Annotated in this window: 17 protein-coding genes; 2 read left to right on the plus strand and 15 right to left on the minus strand. The window is 66.3% G+C overall.

What is annotated here, in order from left to right:
- Positions 1-105 precede the first annotated feature (105 nt).
- From clsB to GQ57_RS25430, 13 genes are all read right to left on the minus strand, one after another.
- The gene (clsB, locus tag GQ57_RS25370) at positions 106-1,380 is read right to left on the minus strand and encodes a cardiolipin synthase ClsB (protein WP_034199369.1); all 1,275 of its coding nucleotides are present in this window, start codon (positions 1,378-1,380) and stop codon (positions 106-108) included.
- Positions 1,377-1,871 (minus strand): dihydroneopterin triphosphate diphosphatase, encoded by a 495-nt coding sequence (gene nudB / locus GQ57_RS25375; RefSeq protein ID WP_031401102.1) that lies wholly within the window; start codon positions 1,869-1,871, stop codon positions 1,377-1,379. Before nudB ends, clsB begins: the two co-directional genes overlap by 4 nt.
- Before the next feature lie 160 nt (positions 1,872-2,031).
- Positions 2,032-3,834: an aspartate--tRNA ligase gene (gene aspS, locus GQ57_RS25380; protein WP_031401103.1), complete on the minus strand. Its 1,803-nt coding sequence runs from the start codon at positions 3,832-3,834 to the stop codon at positions 2,032-2,034.
- Between the two features lie 67 nt (positions 3,835-3,901).
- Positions 3,902-4,552 (minus strand): DUF502 domain-containing protein, encoded by a 651-nt coding sequence (locus tag GQ57_RS25385; protein WP_011353157.1) that lies wholly within the window; start codon positions 4,550-4,552, stop codon positions 3,902-3,904.
- A gap of 61 nt (positions 4,553-4,613) precedes the next feature.
- Positions 4,614-4,961 (minus strand): FmdB family zinc ribbon protein, encoded by a 348-nt coding sequence (locus GQ57_RS25390; protein WP_031401104.1) that lies wholly within the window; start codon positions 4,959-4,961, stop codon positions 4,614-4,616.
- A 95-nt stretch (positions 4,962-5,056) separates the two neighbouring features.
- Complete coding sequence (locus tag GQ57_RS25395; protein ID WP_031401105.1) at positions 5,057-5,683, minus strand: methyltransferase domain-containing protein; 627 nt, start codon at positions 5,681-5,683, stop codon at positions 5,057-5,059.
- A 17-nt stretch (positions 5,684-5,700) separates the two neighbouring features.
- Positions 5,701-7,278, minus strand: coding sequence for a ubiquinone biosynthesis regulatory protein kinase UbiB (gene ubiB, locus GQ57_RS25400; RefSeq protein WP_034199370.1), 1,578 nt, complete (start codon positions 7,276-7,278; stop codon positions 5,701-5,703).
- Positions 7,279-7,290: 12 nt separating this feature from the next.
- A complete protein-coding gene (locus GQ57_RS25405; protein ID WP_031401107.1) occupies positions 7,291-7,917 on the minus strand; it encodes a ubiquinone biosynthesis accessory factor UbiJ in 627 nt (208 codons plus the stop codon).
- 164 nt (positions 7,918-8,081) lie between these two features.
- Positions 8,082-9,113, minus strand: a complete 1,032-nt coding sequence (locus tag GQ57_RS25410; RefSeq protein ID WP_034199371.1) for a Tim44 domain-containing protein — start codon at positions 9,111-9,113, stop codon at positions 8,082-8,084.
- Positions 9,114-9,154: 41 nt separating this feature from the next.
- A complete protein-coding gene (gene ubiE, locus GQ57_RS25415) occupies positions 9,155-9,886 on the minus strand; it encodes a bifunctional demethylmenaquinone methyltransferase/2-methoxy-6-polyprenyl-1,4-benzoquinol methylase UbiE (protein ID WP_031401109.1) in 732 nt (243 codons plus the stop codon).
- A 52-nt stretch (positions 9,887-9,938) separates the two neighbouring features.
- Positions 9,939-10,352 carry a gamma-butyrobetaine hydroxylase-like domain-containing protein gene (locus tag GQ57_RS25420; protein WP_034199372.1) on the minus strand — a complete coding sequence of 138 codons (414 nt, stop codon included), beginning with the start codon at positions 10,350-10,352 and terminating at the stop codon, positions 9,939-9,941.
- Positions 10,349-10,792, minus strand: a complete 444-nt coding sequence (locus tag GQ57_RS25425) for an HIT family protein (protein WP_031401111.1) — start codon at positions 10,790-10,792, stop codon at positions 10,349-10,351. Before GQ57_RS25425 ends, GQ57_RS25420 begins: the two co-directional genes overlap by 4 nt.
- Before the next feature lie 85 nt (positions 10,793-10,877).
- Positions 10,878-14,903, minus strand: coding sequence for a DUF3683 domain-containing protein (locus GQ57_RS25430; RefSeq protein WP_034199373.1), 4,026 nt, complete (start codon positions 14,901-14,903; stop codon positions 10,878-10,880).
- A gap of 575 nt (positions 14,904-15,478) precedes the next feature.
- On the opposite strand from GQ57_RS25430, the gene ilvA reads away from it, so the two are divergent.
- Both ilvA and queF read left to right on the plus strand, forming a co-directional pair.
- A complete protein-coding gene (gene ilvA, locus GQ57_RS25435; protein ID WP_034199374.1) occupies positions 15,479-17,002 on the plus strand; it encodes a threonine ammonia-lyase, biosynthetic in 1,524 nt (507 codons plus the stop codon).
- 10 nt (positions 17,003-17,012) lie between these two features.
- Complete coding sequence (gene queF, locus GQ57_RS25440) at positions 17,013-17,837, plus strand: NADPH-dependent 7-cyano-7-deazaguanine reductase QueF (RefSeq protein WP_031401114.1); 825 nt, start codon at positions 17,013-17,015, stop codon at positions 17,835-17,837.
- Between the two features lie 132 nt (positions 17,838-17,969).
- Here the strand turns inward: queF and GQ57_RS25445 are convergent, their stop codons facing one another.
- Positions 17,970-18,383 carry a hypothetical protein gene (locus GQ57_RS25445; RefSeq protein ID WP_152603351.1) on the minus strand — a complete coding sequence of 138 codons (414 nt, stop codon included), beginning with the start codon at positions 18,381-18,383 and terminating at the stop codon, positions 17,970-17,972.
- Positions 18,384-18,400: 17 nt separating this feature from the next.
- Entirely contained in the window at positions 18,401-19,003 is a 603-nt protein-coding gene (locus GQ57_RS40170; RefSeq protein WP_081896769.1) for a peptidoglycan recognition protein family protein, read from the minus strand.
- Positions 19,004-19,031 lie beyond the last annotated feature (28 nt).

A 19,031-nucleotide genomic window follows, 5' to 3' on the forward strand; every position in this document is an offset into this window, starting at 1 on the left:
CCGGTGTCTAACCGAGCCGCTATTTTGCGCGATTCCGGCGGGACCGGAGCGGCTTTTCCGCACGAACGTGCGGACAGATTTTTTGAAGCGAGTGCTGAGTCGGTATCAGTCGTAACCGCCGACCGTCAGCGCCTTCATCACGACGCGATATGCCGTATAGGCGAGCCAGTTCAGCATGCGCTCGATGCGCGGGCGCGCGGCGAAGCGGGCGGGGTCGATCTCCCGGCCGTCGGCGAACGCCGCCGCGATCGCGTCGCGCAGCTCGTTCGTGACCGCATCGTAGCGCACCAGCACGACGTTCGCCTCATTGTTCAGCATCAGGCTCAGCGCGTCCAGATTCGACGAGCCGACCGTCGCCCAGTTGTCGTCGATCACGGCCACCTTGCCGTGCAGCATCGTCCTGTCGTACTCGGCCACGCGCACGCCCGCGCGCAGCAGCGCGTGATAGAGGAACGGCACGGCCGTATCGAGCGCGGCGAATTCATTGCGGCCGATCAGGATCCGCACGTCGACGCCGCGCCGCGCCGCGCCCGTCAGCGCGCGCCGCAGCTTGCGGCCCGGCATGAAGTACGGATTCGCGAGCAGGATCCGCTGGCGCGCCTGGCCGATCGCGGCGAGATAGGCCTTCTCGATCGCGCGGCGGTTCACGACGTTGTCGCGCGCGACGAATGCCACGCTGGGCTCGGTCACGACACGCAGCGCGCCGGCCTTGATCCAGCGATGGCTGCGCATCCAGCGCCGGAACATGTCGGGAAACGCCTCGCCGCCGTGCAGGCCGGCCGCGTACTGCGCATACGGCTTGTGCCCGAACCGGATCCGGTGCCACTGCAGCTCGAACGCCGCGCGCACGTCGGACACCGCGGGCCCCGACATCTCGACCGCGAAGTCCCAGCGCGGAAACGGCAGCGTCGTGCCGTTCTGCGCATAGTCGTCGACGAGATTGATGCCGCCGCAGAACGCGGTTGCATGATCGATCACCGCGAGCTTGCGGTGCGTGCGCGAGAAGCCGAAGCGGCCGAACAGGAAGCGGTTGTAGATGGCGTGCTCGACGCCGGCTCCCTCCCACGTGTCGAACAGCGGCAGGCGCGCGGTGCCGATGCCGTCGGTAATCACGCGCACGCGCACACCGCGCCGCGCCGCGCGGATCAACGCGTCCGACACCGGCCGGCCGGCCGCGTCGTCACAGAAGATGTAGGTTTCGAGCATCACCTGCTCGCGGGCCGCGTCGATCCGTTCGATCAATGCGCGGAAGAATTCGCCGCCGCCCTCGCACAGCCGCACGGTATTGCCCGACGTGAAGGCGAGCCGCGACGCCGAGCCGCGTTCCTGCAGGAACATCTGCCGCAATTGCGCAAAGCGCTTGCGGGCTTCCGCCGTCATGCGGACGAGCCGTGCGGCGCGCGCGCGAGTGCCGTGCGCACCGGCAGTTGCAGGATCGCCTCGGCGTTCGACGGCGAGAAGCAGCGCGCGGCCGCCTCGCGAAACGGCAGCCACGCATGATCGACATGCTCGCGCGGCGACAGCGTCACGTCGACGCGACGCGGCACGCACAGGCCGAACCAGTGTTCGGTGTTGCGCGTGACGCCCGGTGCATAGCGGTGCAGGTATTGCGGATAGATCGCGTATTCGATCCGGTGGCGCCAGTCGACGAGCGCCGCGGCGGGCAGGTCCGGCGTGCCGACCGCGATGCCGGTTTCCTCGGCCACTTCGCGCGCGGCGGTCACCGCGAGCGGCTCGTCGATAGCGTCCTTCGATCCGGTCACCGATTGCCAGAAGTCGGGCTGGTCGGCACGCTTGATCACGAGCACATCGAGGTCGGGCGTGTAGATCACGACGAGAACGGATTCGGGGATTTTCGGCGGCTTCGTCATCTTGGTTTCATGCGGCACGGGGCCGCGCGCGGGGCATCTGCGCCGAACGTGCGGCAAGTGCTGCGACTGTACCGCAAAAAACGAAAAAGGCGCATCGCAGCGCCTTTTTCATGTGCGTCGTGTGCGCGTCGCCGCACACACGGCCGGGGGTGCCGGCGCGTTACGCCTTCGGCTGCTCCGGCTGACGCAGACGGATGTGCAGCTCGCGCAGCTGACGCTCGTCGACCGGGCTCGGCGCCTGCGTGAGCAGATCCTGCGCACGCTGCGTCTTCGGGAAGGCGATCACGTCGCGGATCGAGTCGGCGCCGGCCATCATCGTGACGATGCGGTCGAGGCCGAATGCGATGCCGCCGTGCGGCGGCGCGCCGTACTGCAGCGCGTCCAGCAGGAAGCCGAATTTCAGTTGCGCTTCTTCCGCACCGATCTTCAGCGCGCGGAACACCTTGCTCTGCACTTCCTCGCGATGGATACGCACCGAGCCGCCGCCGATTTCCCAGCCGTTCAGCACCATGTCGTAGGCCTTCGCGAGGCAACGGCCCGGATCGGTCTCGAGGTACTCGAGGTGCTCGTCCTTCGGGCTCGTGAACGGGTGGTGCGCGGCGACGTAGCGCGCATCCTCGTCGTCGTACTCGAACATCGGGAAGTCGACGACCCACAGCGGCTTCCAGCCGGCCTGGACCAGACCGTTCGCCTTGCCGAATTCCGAATGACCGATCTTCAGGCGCAGCGCGCCGAGGCTGTCGTTGACGACCTTCGCGCGATCGGCCGCGAAGAAGATGATGTCGCCGTCTTCCGCACCGGTGCGCTCGAGGATCGCCGCGATCGACGCGTCGTGCAGGTTCTTGACGATCGGGCTCTGCAGGCCGTCACGGCCCTTCGCCTTCTCGTTGACCTTGATCCATGCGAGGCCCTTCGCGCCGTAGATGCGCACGAATTCCGTGTAGCCGTCGATGTCGCCGCGCGTCAGCTCGCCGCCCTTCGGCACGCGCAGCGCCGCGACGCGACCGTCCTTCGCATTGGCCGGCGTGCTGAACACCTTGAAGTCGACGTCCTTCATCGCGTCGGTCAGCTCGGTGAATTCGAGCTGCACGCGCAGGTCGGGCTTGTCCGAACCGAAACGCGCCATCGCTTCCGAGTACGGCATCACCGGGAACGTCGCATCGAGCTCGACGTCGATCGTCGTCTTGAAGATATGACGGATCATGTCCTCGAACAGGTCACGGATTTCCTGCTCGCCGAGGAACGACGTTTCGCAGTCGATCTGCGTGAATTCCGGCTGACGGTCGGCCCGGAGGTCTTCGTCGCGGAAGCACTTGGTGATCTGGTAGTAGCGGTCGAAGTTCGCGACCATCAGCAGCTGCTTGAACAGCTGCGGCGACTGCGGCAGCGCGAAGAACTGGCCCGCGTTCACGCGCGACGGCACGAGATAGTCGCGCGCGCCTTCCGGCGTGCTCTTCGTCAGCATCGGCGTTTCGATGTCGATGAAGCCCTGCTCGTCGAGGTACTTGCGCGCCTCGATCGCGACGCGGTAACGCAGGCGCAGGTTGTGCTGCATCTGCGGGCGGCGCAGGTCGAGCACGCGGTGCGTGAGGCGCGTCGTTTCCGACAGGTTGTCGTCGTCGAGCTGGAACGGCGGCGTGACCGATGCGTTCAGCACGTTCAGTTCGTGGCACAGCACCTCGATCTTGCCGCTCTTCAGGCCGGCGTTGACCGTGCCTTCCGGACGGTTGCGCACGAGGCCCTTGATCTGCACGCAGAACTCGTTGCGCACGCCTTCGGCGGTAGCGAACATTTCCGCGCGATCCGGGTCGCACACCACCTGCACGAGGCCTTCACGATCGCGCAGGTCGATGAAGATCACACCGCCGTGATCGCGGCGGCGCTGCACCCAGCCGCACAGCGACACGGTTTGGCCCAGCAGGTGTTCGGTCACGAGACCGCAGTATTCAGTACGCATCGACATGATGTTTGCTTTCGTTCGGTTTGATCAACGGGCGCCGCAACGCGCGGCCCGGGCGATGATTCGTTACTTACAGCGGCGGCTCGACGGGGCGGCGGGCAGGCGCAGGAGCCGGCGCCGGGGGCGCCACCACGCCCATCGAGACGATGTACTTGAGCGCGGCATCGACCGACATGTCGAGTTCGATGACTTCGCTCTTGGGCAGCATCAGGAAGAAGCCCGACGTCGGGTTCGGCGTCGTCGGAATGTAGACGCTCACATACTCTTCCGTCAGATGATTGAGCACGTCGCCGCCCGGCGTACCGGTCAGAAACGCGATCGTATACGAGCCGCGACGCGGATATTCGATCAGCAACGCCTTGCGAAACGCATTGCCGCTGCTCGACAGCAGCGTGTCCGACACCTGCTTGACGCTGGTGTAGATCGGCCCGACCACCGGGATGTGGCGCACGACCGCATTCCACCACGTGACGAGCTTCTGGCCGATGAAGTTCCGCGTGGCCAGCCCGACGACGAAGATGAACGCGAGCGTCAGCACCGCGCCGATCCCCGGCAGGTGGAAGCCGAGCATCCGCTCGGGCTGCCACGATTCGGGCAGAAGCAGCAGCGTCTGGTCCATCGTCCCGATGATGAGACCCAGCACCCACAGCGTGATCGCAAGCGGGACGAGAACCAGCAGGCCGGTCAGAAACACCGATTTCAGGGTCGTCTTTTTCATCATCTGCCGTCAATGAACCGCGCCGGCGGCGCGGGTTGGTCGCGGCCCGGCCGGGCCGCGACGGTCAACTGCCGGCGGCGGGCGCTGCAGCCGGGGCGGGCGCGGCGCTCGTCGTCGTGCTTTCGGAACTGCTCGTAGCAGCCGGCGCGGCCGCTGCGGGCGAGGCGTCCGCCGCGCCTGCCGGCGCCGCGTCGCCTGCCGCCGTCGCCGGGGCGCTGGTGCCGCCCGAGCCGCCCCGGAAATCGGTGACATACCACCCCGAGCCCTTCAGCTGAAAGCCCGCAGCGGTGACCTGCTTGCGAAACGCGTCCTTCCCGCACTCCGGGCACTGGGACAGCGGCGCGTCGCTCATCTTCTGGAGCACGTCCTTCGCGAAACCACACGCTTCGCATCGATAGGCGTAGATCGGCATGATATTTTTCCCGCGGAAACTGGAAACGGCTTGCAAAACCTTGAATTATAGCCGAAACCCCGGCGCGCTCCGGCAATGGCCGCGACGCCCGCGCATCAGCGGCGGCGCCACGTGAGCCAGCGCTCGTGCCCTTCGAACACCGGCAGAGAATCGGTCACAGGCAGATCCTCGATCAGCTCGAAATGCGGCGCGAGCAGCGCATCGAGTTCGGCCCGCTCGATTCCGAACGGCGGCCCCTTCGGTTTCGCCATCAGGAAGAAGTAGCCGGCCAGCCATCCGCCCGCGGGCAGCAGCTCGGCCATGCGCGCAGCGTAGTCGGCGCGCATCGCGGGCGGCAGCGCGCACAGGAACGCGCGCTCGTACACCCACTGCACGTCGAACGGCGGCCGGTACGCAAAGAAATCGGCCTGCTCGACCACGCCGGCTTGCGCGCCGAGCTGCGCCTTCGCGACGGCCACCGCCTGCGCGGCGAAATCGATCGCGCGCACGGGCCAGCCCGCCTGCGCGAGCCACCCGGCCTCCTGCGCGCTGCCGCAGCCCGGAATCAGCACCGCGCACGGCGCGCGCCGGTGCGCAAACGCGCGGAAGCCCTCGGGCACGCCGCCGAACTCCCAAGGCGTCACGCCGCGCTCGAAGCGCTCGTCCCAGAACGACGCGTCGCCGGGGTCGCGCGTCGTGAAATCGGCGGCCGACGGTGCGGCCGGGTGCTTCGGATCGGACATCGCCCCGCTCCTGTCGGTCATGTGCCGTATGCAAGCACGATCAGCACGCGCGCGACGAGCGCGCCGACGCCAACGGCGAGGCCGAAGATCAGCAACGCCTGCAGCAGGCGGTTCGTCCGTTTCTGCTCGACCAGGATCTGGCGCATCAGGTCCTCGCTCGCCGCGCGCGGCGCGTCGTGGCGCGCCGCCATCGCGTGATGGATCAGGCGCGGCAACTGCGGCAGCGTCTTGCTCCACTGCGGCGCCTCGACCTTGAAGCGCTCGTACCAGCCGCGCAGGCCGATCTGCTCGGTCATCCAGCGCTCGAGGTAGGGCTTCGCGGTCTTCCACAGATCGAGTTCGGGGTCGAGCGAGCGGCCGAGACCCTCGACGTTCAGCATCGTCTTCTGCAGCAGCACGAGTTGCGGCTGAATCTCGACGTTGAAGCGGCGCGACGTCGAGAACAGGCGCATCAGCACCTGGCCGAGCGAGATGTCCTTCAGCGCACGGTCGAAATACGGCTCGCACACCGCGCGAATCGCGCTTTCGAGTTCCTCGACGCGCGTCTCGGGCGGTACCCAGCCCGATTCGAGGTGGAGCGTCGCGACACGATGGTAGTCGCGCTTGAAGAACGCGAGGAAGTTCTGCGCGAGGTAGTTCTTGTCGAAATCGGACAGCGCGCCGACGATCCCGAAATCGAGCGCGATGTAGCGGCCGAACGTGTTCGGGTCGAGGCTCACCTGGATGTTGCCGGGATGCATGTCCGCGTGGAAGAAGCCGTCGCGGAACACCTGCGTGAAGAAGATCTCGACGCCTTCGCGCGCGAGCTTCTTGATGTCGACGCCGGCCGAGCGCAGCGTCTCGACCTGGCTGATCGGCACGCCGGTCATGCGCTCCATCACGAGCACCTGCGACGTCGAGAAATCCCAGAACATCTCGGGCACGAGCAGCAGGTCGAGGCCCGCGAAGTTGCGGCGCAGCTGGCTGCCGTTGGCGGCCTCGCGCATCAGGTCGAGCTCGTCGTGCAGGTACTTGTCGAATTCGGCCACGACCTCGCGCGGCTTCAGGCGCCGGCCGTCGGCCCACATCCGCTCCGTCCACGTCGCGATGTCGCGCATCAGCGCGAGATCGGAGTCGATCACCGGCAGCATGTTCGGGCGCAGCACCTTGACCGCGACGGACTTGCCCGCGTGCGGGCCCTGCTTGAGCTTCGCGAAATGCACCTGCGCGATCGACGCGCTCGCGATCGGCTCGCGCTCGAATTCGTCGAACAGCTCGTCGACCGGTGCGCCGAGCGATTTCTCGATGATCCCGATCGCCACGGCCGATTCGAACGGCGGCACCTGGTCCTGAAGCTTCGCGAGTTCGTTCGCGAAATCGACCGACAGCAGGTCGCGGCGCGTCGACAGCACCTGGCCGAACTTCACGAAGATCGGGCCGAGGCTTTCGAGCGCGTGGCGCAACCGCACGGCCGGCGGATCGGAAAAACGGCGGCCGATCGTCGTGATGCGCAGCAGCAGCTTCACGCGCCGGTCGTCGATCCGGGACAGCATCACTTCGTCGAGACCAAAGCGGATGACGGTGTAGACAATCTTGATGAAACGGAAAATGCGCATGCCCTGCGGCCCTCAGTGCGCGCCGCGCGAGCCGGAGCCCGCGCGCGCGCCGATTTTTTGTTCGAGTCGCTCGACCCGCTTTTCGACCCGCGCGAGCGCATCGCGCGCGCGCGCCAGTTCGGCGTCGAAGCCGCCGAGCGACGCGCGCCGGACGACTTGCGGGTTCTCGTCGAGCCAGTATTCGACGACGGAATCGAGCACGTTGCGGCCGGTACGTCGCGCGCGCGCGCCGGCATCGCGCACGACGGTCGCGATCCGGTATGCCGCCGCGTCGCCCACCAGCTTCGCGAGATCTTCTTCGGGTTCCCAGCGCAAATGCTCGGCCAGCTTTGCGATCTGCGTCGCGAACTCGGCGTCGCCCTCGATCTTCACGTGCTTCATCACCGCCGCCTGGCCGCCCTGCAGGAACGCGGCGACCGTGTCGCCCGCAAGCGCGATCGACACGTCGACCTGTTGCGCGTCATGCGCGTCGACGGCCGCGAGATAGCCGTCGGGCTGCACCAGCAGCGTGAGTGTAACGGGAGGCACGTCGATCCGGGCAGTCTTGCCCGCATAGGGAATCAGGCGGTCGCGCGCCCACGATTCGCGGGCGAGCAGGTGATTGACGGCAGCAGCAAAAGGCTTGGCGGCAAAGGTCATCGGGCTGGGAAAGAAAAAACCCGCACAGGCCGGGCGCCTACGCGGGTTTCTATTGTAACGTCGGATCGTCGGTAGACCGTGCCTGACCGTACACCCGGGCGGCAAGCGGTCGCAGTGCGGCGGCCGTCGCCCGGGTGAGCGGCGGCGCGAACCGCCGCTTACGCTCAGTGCGTGCTGATCTGCTGGATGCCCGCGAGCAGCCAGCCCTGACTGCCCGACTTCGACAGGTTCCACACTTCGTCGAACGGCGCGGCCGACGCATTCGCCGATTCGCGGATCAGGCCGTGGAAACGTACACTCGCCGACTGCTCGATGCCGCGGTCCTCGATCGCGACCAGTTCCGCTTCGAGCTGCACGACGTCGGTCTGGTTCGATTCGGCGCCGCGCGAATCGAGGTCGATCTTGATCTCGGCGAACATTTCGGGCGTCGTGAACTCGCGGATGTCGGTCAGGTTGCCCTGGTCCCATGCGGCCTGCAGGCGCACGAAATAGACTTTCGCGCTGCGCAGGAACGCCTCGGTGTCGAAGCCGGCCGGCACCTGGAGCGGCGCTGCCGCAGCAGCAGCCGCGCCGGCGGCAGCGGCACCGCCGCCGAACACGCCTTGCGCCTCGTTCGCGTAGCTGCTGCCGCTGCCCGCGTAGTTGCCGCCGGAGCCGCCCTGCTGGAACGACGGGCCTTGCGAATAGCTGCCCGACGACGATGCCGAGCCGCCGACCGAGTAAGCCGGCTCCTGCGGACGACGGCGATTCATGAACTTGCGGACCAGCCAGATGCCGACCATCGCGAGCAGCGCGATCACGATGATGTTCGACATCATGCCGGCGAACGCCTCGCCGAGGCCGAAGTGCGACAGCAGCGCCGCGATGCCGAGACCGGCCGCGAGGCCGGCGATCGGCCCGAGCCAGCGCGAGCGGTTGGGCTGCGCGGCCGGTGCGGGTGCGGCCGGATTCGCACGCTGCGCCTGCGACGGCGCGGCCTGCTGCATCGGCTGCTGCGCGGGCGGCGTGGCCTGGCGCTGCGTGACCGTGGAATTCTGGCGGCCGATGCTGCGCCCGCCGCCCACGCGCTTGGCTTCGGCGTCGAGCGATGCGAACGTGCCGGCCGTGAGCAGGCCGACCATCAGCAACGTGCCGACCCGTCGAGCCCACGGCTTCGACGGCTTGCTACGGTTGAACAACGAACGCGTTTCGGACATCAGCTTCTCCAGATGTAAGACAAATGTATGGAAAGAACCCCTTAGTACTTGGTTCCGAGGTGTAAAGCTACCACGCCACCTGACAAATTGTAATATTTGACAGCGTCGAGGCCCGCTTGTTCCATCATCGTCTTCAGCGTGTCCTGATCGGGGTGCATCCGGATAGATTCAGCAAGATACCGGTAACTTTCAGCATCTTTCGCGAACTTGTCGCCAAGCCACGGTAATACTTTGAAAGAATACAGATCGTACGCTTTTTTCAGCGGATCCCAGACTTTCGAGAATTCCAGCACCATCACGCGGCCGCCGGGCTTCGTCACGCGGCGCATTTCGGCCAGCGCGGCATCCTTGTGCGTCATGTTGCGCAGCCCGAACGCAACCGTGACGATGTCGAAGTAGTTGTCCGGAAAGGGAATTTTCTCGGCGTCGCACAGCAGCGACGGCGTCACGATCCCCTTGTCGATCAGCCGGTCGCGGCCGACGCGCAGCATCGATTCGTTGATGTCCGTGTGCCAGACCTCGCCCGTCGGCCCGGCCGCCTTCGCGAACGACCGGGTCAGGTCGCCGGTGCCGGCCGCGATGTCGAGCACCTTGAAGCCGGGGCGCACGTTCGCCTGCGCGATCGTGAACGCCTTCCACGCGCGGTGCATGCCCGCCGACATCAGGTCGTTCATCAGATCGTAGTTGCTCGCGACCGAATGGAACACCCCCGCCACTTTCTTCGCTTTTTCGTTTTCCTCGACGCTTTCGAAGCCGAAGTGGGTTTTGCTCATCGCGTTGATCCTCAGTAAATGGCAAGACGGCGCCGAACGGGCGCCGTCGATTTCAGTGGCAGTGGCCGTGCGACGCACTCGCCGCCGGCATCGGGGCGTCACGCTCGACGCCCGCCGCCTTCAATTTGTCGAAATAGTCGCGCCACAGCGCGTCCTGCTGCGTCGCCAGCTCGAACAGCAGGTCCCACGAATAGATGCCGGTCGAATGACCGTCGGAAAACGTCGGCTGCAGCGCGTAGTTGCCCACGCCCTCGAGCGCGGTGATCGTCACCTCGCGCTTGCCCGTCTGCAGCGTCTCCTGGCCGGGCCCGTGGCCGCGCACCTCGGCCGACGGCGAATAGACGCGCATCAGCTCGAACGGAATCCGGTAGCTGTCGCCGTTCGGGTACTGCAATTCGAGCACGCGCGACACCGCGTGCACGACGACGCCGGACGGAATCGGCGTCGTGGAAGTCAAACCGCTCATGGCTGCCTCGAATCGGTCAGGCGTTGAATTTCCTCGCGCACCGCATTGTGCAGCAGCGAGGCCTGCGCGGCGCGCGAGCGCAGCAGCGCCTCGGACACGCTGCGCTGGCGGGGCGCCCATACGGGCTGCGGAAAATGGGCGTCGTTCGAGAAGCGCGGAATCACGTGCCAGTGCACGTGCGGCACCATGTTGCCGAGGCTCGCGAGATTCACCTTGTTCGGCTGCATCACGCGGCGCACGGCCCGCTCGACCGCATACACCACGCGCATCAGGTGTTCCCGCTCAGGCTCGCCGAGATCGGAGAATTCGGCCACGTGCGCGCCCCAGATCACCCGGCAGAAGCCCGGGTACTCGTGCTCGCCCGTCGCCAGGACGACACGCAGCGCGTCGTCCTGCCAGAGCACCTCGCCGCCGTCTTCACGGCAAAACACGCATTCCATCGTCGCTCCCATGTGGACGGGCGCCGGCGCGATTGCGCCGGCGCCCGCTCATCCCCAGCCCGGTCGGGCGGTCGTCATGCCCGCATTAGACCAGCACGCGCTCGATCCCGCCATGGTTCGCACGTGCGACATAGTCGGCCATCCAGTTCTCGCCGAGCACCTGGCGCGCGATCTCGACCACGATGTAGTCGGCCTCGAGGTTCGCGTCCTCGCCGTAGCGCGACAGGCCCTGCAGGCACGACGGGCAGCTCGTCAGGATCTTCACGTCCGGGCCGTTCGCGGCCGCGGCAGCCGGCGCCGGCGCGTTGCCGGCCACGACCGGGATGCTGCGCAGCTTCGCGGCACCCTTGCGGATCTCCTCTTCCTTGCGGAAGCGAACCTGCGTCGATATGTCCGGGCGCGTGACCGCGAGCGTGCCCGATTCGCCGCAGCAGCGCTCGTTCTTCTCGATCTTGTAGCCGTCCTTCTCCGCGCCCATCAGCTCGTTGACGAGCTTGACCGGGTCGATCGTCTTGATCGGCGTGTGGCACGGGTCGTGATACATGTAGCGCGTGCCCGTCACGCCATCGAGCTTCATCCCTTTCTCGAGCAGGAACTCGTGGATGTCGATGATCCGGCAGCCCGGGAAGATCTTGTCGAATTCATAGCCGGCGAGCTGGTCGTAGCAGGTACCGCACGACACGACCACCGTCTTGATGTCGAGGTAGTTCAGCGTGTTCGCGACCCGGTGGAACAGCACGCGGTTGTCGGTGACGATCTTATCGGCCTTGTCGTACTGGCCCGAGCCGCGCTGCGGATAACCGCAGCACAGGTAGCCCGGCGGCAACACGGTCTGCACGCCGGCTTCCCACAGCATCGCCTGCGTCGCGAGGCCGACCTGCGAGAACAGGCGCTCGGAGCCGCAGCCCGGGAAGTAGAACACCGCCTCCGAATCGACGGTCGTCGATTTCGGGTTGCGGATGATCGGCACGATCTTGTTGTCCTCGATGTCGAGCAGCGCGCGCGCCGTCTTCTTCGGCAGGTTGCCCGGCATCTTCTTGTTGACGAAGTGGATCACCTGCTCGACCACGGGCGGCTTGCCGACCGTCGCCGGCGGGTGCTGCGTCTGCTTCGTCACGACCTTCTTCAGCATGTCGTTCGCGAAGCGCTGCACCTTGTAGCCGACGCCCATCATCGCGCCGCGCGCGAGGTTGATCGTCTGCGGGTTGGTCGCGTTCAGGAAGAACATGCCCGCCGCATTGCCGGCGTTGAACTTCTTCTTGCCCATCTTGCGCAACAGGTTGCGCATGTTCATCGTGACGTCGCCGAAGTCGATCTTCACCGGGCACGGCGTCGCGCACTTGTGGCACACCGTGCAGTGGTCGGCCACGTCGTTGAACTCGTCCCAGTGCTTGATCGACACGCCGCGGCGCGTCTGCTCCTCGTACAGGAACGCCTCGACCAGCAGCGAGGTCGCGAGGATCTTGTTGCGCGGGCTGTACAGCAGGTTCGCGCGCGGCACGTGGGTCGCGCACACCGGCTTGCACTTGCCGCAGCGCAGGCAGTCCTTCACCGAATCGGCGATCGCGCCGATGTCGGACTGCTTCATGATCAGCGATTCGTAGCCCATCAGGCCGAAGCTGGGCGTGTACGCGTTGCGAAGATCCGCGCCGTCGAGCAGCTTGCCCTTGTTGAAGCGGCCGTTCGGGTCGACACGGCGCTTGTACGCGCGGAATTCGGCGATCTCGTCGTCGGTCAGGAACTCGAGCTTCGTGATGCCGATGCCGTGCTCGCCGGAAATCACGCCGTCGAGCGAGCGCGCGAGCGTCATGATGCGCGCCACCGCCGCGTGCGCGTCCTGCAGCATCTCGTAGTTGTCGGAGTTGACCGGCAGGTTGGTGTGGACGTTGCCGTCGCCCGCGTGCATGTGCAGCGCGACGAACACGCGGCCGCGCAGCACGCGCTTGTGGATTGCCTGCGCCTCGTCGAGGATCTGCTTGAACGCGCCGCCGTTGAAGATCGCGCGCAGCTCCGCGCGGATCTCCTGCTTCCACGAGATGCGGACCGTGCGGTCCTGCGCGATGTGGAACACGGTCGCGCCCGGCTGCTCGTCGGCGCGGTCGGCGAATTTCTCGGCGAGCGCCTCGTAGCCGAGCTGGACGAGGTAGTGCTGCGCCTCGCGCAGCGGCTGGTCGAGCCGGTCGCGCACGAATTCCCAGCGCGCGCGCACGCGCTTGAGCAATTCCAGCGCCTGCTGCACGCGATCCTCGAGCAGCTCGGCGCTCGGGATCTCGTTCGCGTCGTCGGTCTTGCCGAGCGGCAGGTTGCCGCCGCGGAAGAACGCTTCGAGCGCGTCGACGAGCTGCAGCTTGTTCTTCAGCGACAGCTCGATGTTGATCCGCTCGATGCCGTCGGTGTACTCACCCATCCGGTTCAGCGGGATGACGACGTCCTCGTTGATCTTGAACGCGTTCGTGTGCTTCGCGATCGCGGCCGTGCGGCTGCGATCGAGCCAGAAGCGCTTGCGCGCCTCCGCGCTGACCGCGACGAAGCCTTCGCCGCTCTTGCCGTTCGCCATCCGGATCACTTCGGAGGTGGCCTGCGCCACCGCGTCGGCATCGTCGCCGACGATGTCGCCGATCAGCACCATCTTCGGGAACGCGTTGCGCTTGCTCTTGGTCGCGTAGCCGACCGCGCGCAGGTAGCGCTCGTCGAGGTGCTCGAGGCCCGCGAGGATCGCGCCGCCCTGCTTCGACGTTTCGAACAGGTAATCCTTGATCTCGACGATGCTCGGGATCGCCTCGCGCGCCTGGCCGAAGAACTCGAGGCAGACGGTGCGCGTGTGCGCGGGCATCTTGTGCAGCACCCAGCGCGCGGACGTGATCAGCCCGTCGCAGCCTTCCTTCTGCACGCCCGGCAGGCCGGCGAGGAACTTGTCGGTCACGTCCTTGCCGAGCCCTTCCTTGCGGAACCGGCGGCCTTCGATCTCGAGCATCTCGGTGCGCAGCAGCTTCTCGCCCGGCGCGCACGCGCCGTCGAACCACTTCAGCTCGAAACGCGCGACCGCGATGTCGTGGATCTTGCCCTGATTGTGCTCGTGGCGCGTGACTTCGAGCCAGTTGCCGTCCGGATCGACCATCCGCCACCAGGCCAGGTTGTCCAGCGCGGTGCCCCACAGCACGGCCTTCTTGCCGCCCGCGTTCATCGCGACGTTGCCGCCGATGCACGACGCGTCGAGCGAGGTCGGATCGACCGCGAACACGTAGCCGGCCGCTTCGGCCGCCTCGGTCACGCGGCGCGTGACGACGCCCGCGCCGGAGAAGATCGTCGGCACCTTGTGCGCGACGCCGGGCAGCTCGGTCAGCTCGACCGCGCCGAGCTGTTCGAGCTTCTCGGTATTGATCACCGCGGAAAACGGCGTCAGCGGCACCGCGCCGCCCGTGTAGCCGGTACCGCCGCCACGCGGGATCACGGTCAGGCCGAGTTCGAAGCAGGCCTTGATCAGCGCCGCGATCTCGGCTTCGGTATCGGGCGTCAGCACGACGAAAGGATATTCGACGCGCCAGTCGGTTGCGTCGGTCACGTGCGACACGCGCGACAGCCCGTCGAAGCGGATGTTGTCCTTCTGCGTGCAGCGGCCGAGCGCCTTGGTCGCGCGGCGGCGCAGGTCGGCCATCTTCTCGAATTCGTCGGCGAAATCGTCGACCGCGCGCTGCGCGGCGGTTTCGAGCATCTCGACGCGCAGCGCGCGCTCGCGACCCGCGTCGTCACGATGTTCGGACAGATCGGTGTTGCGGCGCTTGCCGATCTCGGTCAGGCGGTGATTCAGCGCCTCGATCAGCAGCGCGCGGCGCTTCGGGTTGTCGAGCAGGTCGTCCTGCAGGTACGGATTGCGGCGCACGACCCAGATGTCGCCGAGCACTTCATACAGCATCCGTGCCGAGCGTCCCGTACGGCGCTCGGCGCGCAATTCGTCGAGCACCGACCACGCCTCCGCGCCGAGCAGGCGGATCACGATCTCGCGATCGGAAAAGGACGTGTAGTTGTAGGGAATCTCGCGCAAGCGGGGCGCGGGGTCGGCGGCGACGGCGGCGGCCGCGCCATGCGGATCGAAAACTTGTGGTGCGTTCATGTTCGGACGACTCGGAAGGCCGATACACCGTGCACGGGCGTCGGCAAGCGCGTGGGCGCAATCTTGGGGAAATCTGTTCTGTTACCAGGCGCTCGGCTGTCCTTCTTGGGGCCGGAGCGGGCGACCCGCCCCTCCTGGCCGGCGACAGGGCCTGGCGGCACTCGGAACCATCAGCACGATCGCGCGCGGCGCGCATGCCGTTCCGCCGCGGGGGTGGCTGCGCGCGGCGTCGGCTTCAACTGGGCGATCCGAGGGTGCCTCTGCATCTTCCGATCCTTGATTCAAAACGGAATTCTAACCCATGATCGGGCCATGCGTGGCACGTCGGACAGGTCGTGGGGCTATCGCCGCGAGCCGCGCCAGGCCTGGTTCGGCGCGGTTTCGTACGGCCATTCGCCGGCCGGCCGGTCGGTAACCGCGCGGTTAAACCGGTAAAAAAGGGCCGCCCGGCGGGCCGGCGCCCCGCTCGCGCGGCCCCGCGGCCGCTCGCCCGGGCATGCCGCTTGCGTGCGGACGGACCCTTGGCGCTATCATTGATCCTTTACCGTCTGCTTCCGCACTGCACGCGAGCGCCCATGGCATCCCACGATTACCTGAAGAAAATCCTTACCGCGCGCGTCTACGACGTCGCGATCGAGACGGAACTCGAACCCGCCCGCAACCTGTCGGCCCGGCTGCGCAATGCCGTGTACCTGAAGCGCGAGGACAACCAGCCGGTGTTCTCGTTCAAGCTGCGCGGCGCGTACAACAAGATGGCGCACATTCCGGCCGACGCGCTCGCGCGCGGCGTGATCACGGCGTCGGCCGGCAACCACGCGCAAGGAGTTGCGTTCTCGGCGGCCCGGATGGGCGTCAAGGCCGTGATCGTCGTGCCGGTCACGACGCCGCAGGTGAAGGTCGATGCGGTGCGCGCGCACGGCGGCCCGAGCGTCGAGGTGATCCAGGCGGGCGAATCGTACAGCGACGCGTACGCGCACGCGGTCAAGGTGCAGGAAGCGCGCGGCCTCACGTTCGTCCACCCGTTCGACGATCCGTACGTGATCGCCGGCCAGGGCACGATCGCCATGGAGATCCTGCGCCAGCACCAGGGCCCGATCCACGCGATCTTCGTGCCGATCGGCGGCGGCGGGCTCGCGTCCGGCGTGGCCGCATACGTGAAGGCGGTACGGCCGGAGATCAAGGTGATCGGCGTGCAGGCCGAGGATTCGTGCGCGATGGCGCAATCGCTGGAAGCCGGCAAGCGCGTCGAACTGAGCGAAGTCGGCCTGTTCGCGGACGGCACCGCCGTGAAGCTGGTCGGCGAGGAAACCTTCCGGCTCTGCAGCGAGTACCTCGACGGCGTCGTGACGGTCAACACCGACGCCCTGTGCGCGGCGATCAAGGACGTCTTCCAGGACACGCGCAGCGTGCTCGAGCCGTCCGGCGCGCTTGCGGTCGCGGGCGCGAAGCTCTACGCGGAACGCGACGGGATCGAAAACCAGACGCTCGTCGCGGTCACGTCCGGCGCGAACATGAACTTCGACCGGATGCGCTTCGTCGCCGAACGCGCGGAAGTGGGCGAGGCGCGCGAAGCCGTGTTCGCCGTCACGATCCCCGAGGAGCGCGGCAGCTTCAAGCGCTTCTGCTCGCTCGTCGGCGATCGCAACGTCACCGAGTTCAACTACCGGATCGCCGATGCGCAGGCCGCGCACATCTTCGTCGGCGTGCAGATCCGCCGCCGCGGCGAATCGGCCGAGATCGCCGCGAACTTCGAGTCGCACGGTTTCAGGACCGCCGACCTGACGCACGACGAGCTGTCGAAGGAACACATCCGCTACATGGTCGGCGGCCACTCGCCGCTCGCGCACGACGAGCGCCTGTTCCGCTTCGAATTCCCGGAACGGCCGGGCGCGCTGATGAAGTTCCTGTCGTCGATGGCGCCGGACTGGAACATCAGCCTGTTCCACTACCGCAACCAGGGCGCGGACTACAGCTCGATCCTCGTCGGGCTGCAGGTGCCGCAGGCCGATCGCGCCGAATTCGAACGCTTCCTCGCGGCGCTCGGCTATCCGTATGTCGAGGAAAGCGCCAACCCGGCTTACCGCCTCTTCCTGTCGTAAAGGCGTACGCATGAATCCCGAACACTCCCCGCTCGGCAAGGCCACCGTCTACGCCGCGCAATACGACGCATCGCTGCTGTTCCCGATCCCGCGCGCCGGCGCGCGCGACCAGCTCGGCATCGCGGCGGCGCTGCCGTTCTTCGGCACCGACATCTGGAACGCCTACGAGCTGTCGTGGCTCAACGCGCGCGGCAAGCCGCAGATCGCGGTGGCGACCTTCTACGTGCCGGCCGAATCGCCGAACATCGTCGAATCGAAGTCGTTCAAGCTGTATCTCGGCTCGTTCGCGCAAACGAAGTTCGACTCGATCGACGCGGTGCGCGACACGCTGAAGCGCGACGTGTCGGCCGCGTGCGGCGCGACCGTGTCCGTGCAGCTCGTGTCGCCGCACGATTTCGGCAAGCTGGAGATGGACGAGCTCGACGGGCTGTCGCTCGACCGGCTCGACCTCGACACCGACGTGTACGAACCCGATCCGTCGCTGCTGTCGGCGGCCGAGGACGAAGCGCCGGTCGAGGAGACGCTCGTGTCCGACCTGCTGCGCTCGAACTGCCCGGTCACCGGCCAGCCCGACTGGGGCAGTGTGCAGATCCATTATGTCGGGCCGCAGATCGATCATGCCGGCCTGCTGCGCTACATCATCTCGTTCCGCAACCACACGGGCTTTCACGAGCAGTGCGTCGAGCGGATCTTCCTCGACATCCTGCATGCGTGCAAACCGGTGAAGCTCGCGGTGTATGCGCGCTACACGCGCCGCGGCGGGCTCGACATCAACCCGTTCCGCACCAACTACAACCAGCCGATGCCCGACAACGCGCGCAACGCGCGGCAGTGACGGCGATGGGTGGCCGCCGCCGTTCGCCATTGGCAACGCGCGGCCGCCACCCCGGACAGGACAGTAAACGAATGATTCGGGCGGGTATTTTGCGGCCCGCCAACACCGCATGCTTACGGAAGAAGCGTCTTTCTAATTCGGCGCGAACACATCGGCTCGGCACTTCGGACAGTACAGGTAGATAGTTCGACCATCGGGCATCGAAATGAAGCCGCGTCTTGCTTGGTCTATCTGCCATTTCGCCGTGCCGCCCTCCGCGAGACGCGCCTTGCCTTCGGCATAGCAATTCGCTGCGTCGAGATCATGGCCGTATGTCCGTTCCGTTACGCGGCTCGCACGCTTGAAAAATGCGCTGACATCGGCCCGCCTGAGAACGAACGTACGACACATGTCTGCCGTTTCGTCCCCGCTGATGTCAGCCGACCACGCACCGTTCGTCACGATTTCGACTGACTCTGGCCCGACAACGGGTACTGCCCCGCCGGGCGCCCCCCTATCGGACAGGCTGCCCGCAACCGCACTGTGGCTGAGGAACAGCGCCGACATTAGAACTGCAATCCGAATCACCATTGCACCCTCGCCGCCTCCGTCCGGTTCTTCCGCGATACTGTCGGGTGGCGAAAAACCTCTGCCATCGGAACGTTCAGCGTTACCGAAAGTTCGTGAACGAGCCATCGAAGCGAGTCATTCTGCGCCTCCGGTGCCGCGACGTAGGTTCGTCGATCAGGGTTGGGTTCATTGAGCGGTAGAGCTTCACCGACCAATTCCACGCCGATGCTGTCTGTATTGGAAGGGTAACGATCCGGGACCGACTTGCGCATCTCCCGCTGGTTTTCGCCACGCGGGTCAAAACGGCGGAGTTGCTTCAGTTCGACTGGCGTGCAGCGCATTTCGGCAACACAGCGCGCCTTGATTCGGCCAACGTGCCAAGTCTGCTTCTTCAAAGACGCCGTCTGGTAAATCGTTCCGTCTTTTTCGATCAAGAAATGCGCGCCGTTAGCAGACGCATTCTGATAGCTATTGAGCGCAGAAGCCGCCGTTTGTCCACCCGTTTGATGGACGATAATCCCGCTGATCCGCTGCATCGCACCGCGCTCGATCTGAACTTTTCGGGGCCGCACTACGTGCGGACTAACAACCATCCCGTTGAAATCAATCGACAGCATCCAATACCTCACGGTTTGATTACGTCAT

It is taken from the genome of Burkholderia sp. MSh2 (assembly GCF_000731655.1).
GTDB lineage: Bacteria > Pseudomonadota > Gammaproteobacteria > Burkholderiales > Burkholderiaceae > Burkholderia > Burkholderia paludis.

Excerpts from the sequence above, each read along its gene's own strand:
- GQ57_RS40170 (WP_081896769.1), bottom strand. The coding sequence starts at position 19,003 with ATGCTGTCGATTGATTTCAACGGGATGGTTGTTAGTCCGCACGTAGTG.
- nudB (WP_031401102.1), bottom strand. The coding sequence starts at position 1,871 with ATGACGAAGCCGCCGAAAATCCCCGAATCCGTTCTCGTCGTGATCTAC.
- GQ57_RS25385 (WP_011353157.1), bottom strand. The coding sequence starts at position 4,552 with ATGATGAAAAAGACGACCCTGAAATCGGTGTTTCTGACCGGCCTGCTG.
- GQ57_RS25410 (WP_034199371.1), bottom strand. The coding sequence starts at position 9,113 with ATGTCCGAAACGCGTTCGTTGTTCAACCGTAGCAAGCCGTCGAAGCCG.
- GQ57_RS25420 (WP_034199372.1), bottom strand. The coding sequence starts at position 10,352 with ATGAGCGGTTTGACTTCCACGACGCCGATTCCGTCCGGCGTCGTCGTG.
- ubiE (WP_031401109.1), bottom strand. The coding sequence starts at position 9,886 with ATGAGCAAAACCCACTTCGGCTTCGAAAGCGTCGAGGAAAACGAAAAA.
- GQ57_RS25430 (WP_034199373.1), bottom strand. The coding sequence starts at position 14,903 with ATGAACGCACCACAAGTTTTCGATCCGCATGGCGCGGCCGCCGCCGTC.
- GQ57_RS25405 (WP_031401107.1), bottom strand. The coding sequence starts at position 7,917 with ATGACCTTTGCCGCCAAGCCTTTTGCTGCTGCCGTCAATCACCTGCTC.
- GQ57_RS25395 (WP_031401105.1), bottom strand. The coding sequence starts at position 5,683 with ATGTCCGATCCGAAGCACCCGGCCGCACCGTCGGCCGCCGATTTCACG.
- ilvA (WP_034199374.1), top strand. The coding sequence starts at position 15,479 with ATGGCATCCCACGATTACCTGAAGAAAATCCTTACCGCGCGCGTCTAC.
- GQ57_RS25445 (WP_152603351.1), bottom strand. The coding sequence starts at position 18,383 with ATGTCGGCGCTGTTCCTCAGCCACAGTGCGGTTGCGGGCAGCCTGTCC.
- ubiB (WP_034199370.1), bottom strand. The coding sequence starts at position 7,278 with ATGCGCATTTTCCGTTTCATCAAGATTGTCTACACCGTCATCCGCTTT.
- clsB (WP_034199369.1), bottom strand. The coding sequence starts at position 1,380 with ATGACGGCGGAAGCCCGCAAGCGCTTTGCGCAATTGCGGCAGATGTTC.
- GQ57_RS25390 (WP_031401104.1), bottom strand. The coding sequence starts at position 4,961 with ATGCCGATCTACGCCTATCGATGCGAAGCGTGTGGTTTCGCGAAGGAC.
- queF (WP_031401114.1), top strand. The coding sequence starts at position 17,013 with ATGAATCCCGAACACTCCCCGCTCGGCAAGGCCACCGTCTACGCCGCG.
- GQ57_RS25425 (WP_031401111.1), bottom strand. The coding sequence starts at position 10,792 with ATGGAATGCGTGTTTTGCCGTGAAGACGGCGGCGAGGTGCTCTGGCAG.
- aspS (WP_031401103.1), bottom strand. The coding sequence starts at position 3,834 with ATGTCGATGCGTACTGAATACTGCGGTCTCGTGACCGAACACCTGCTG.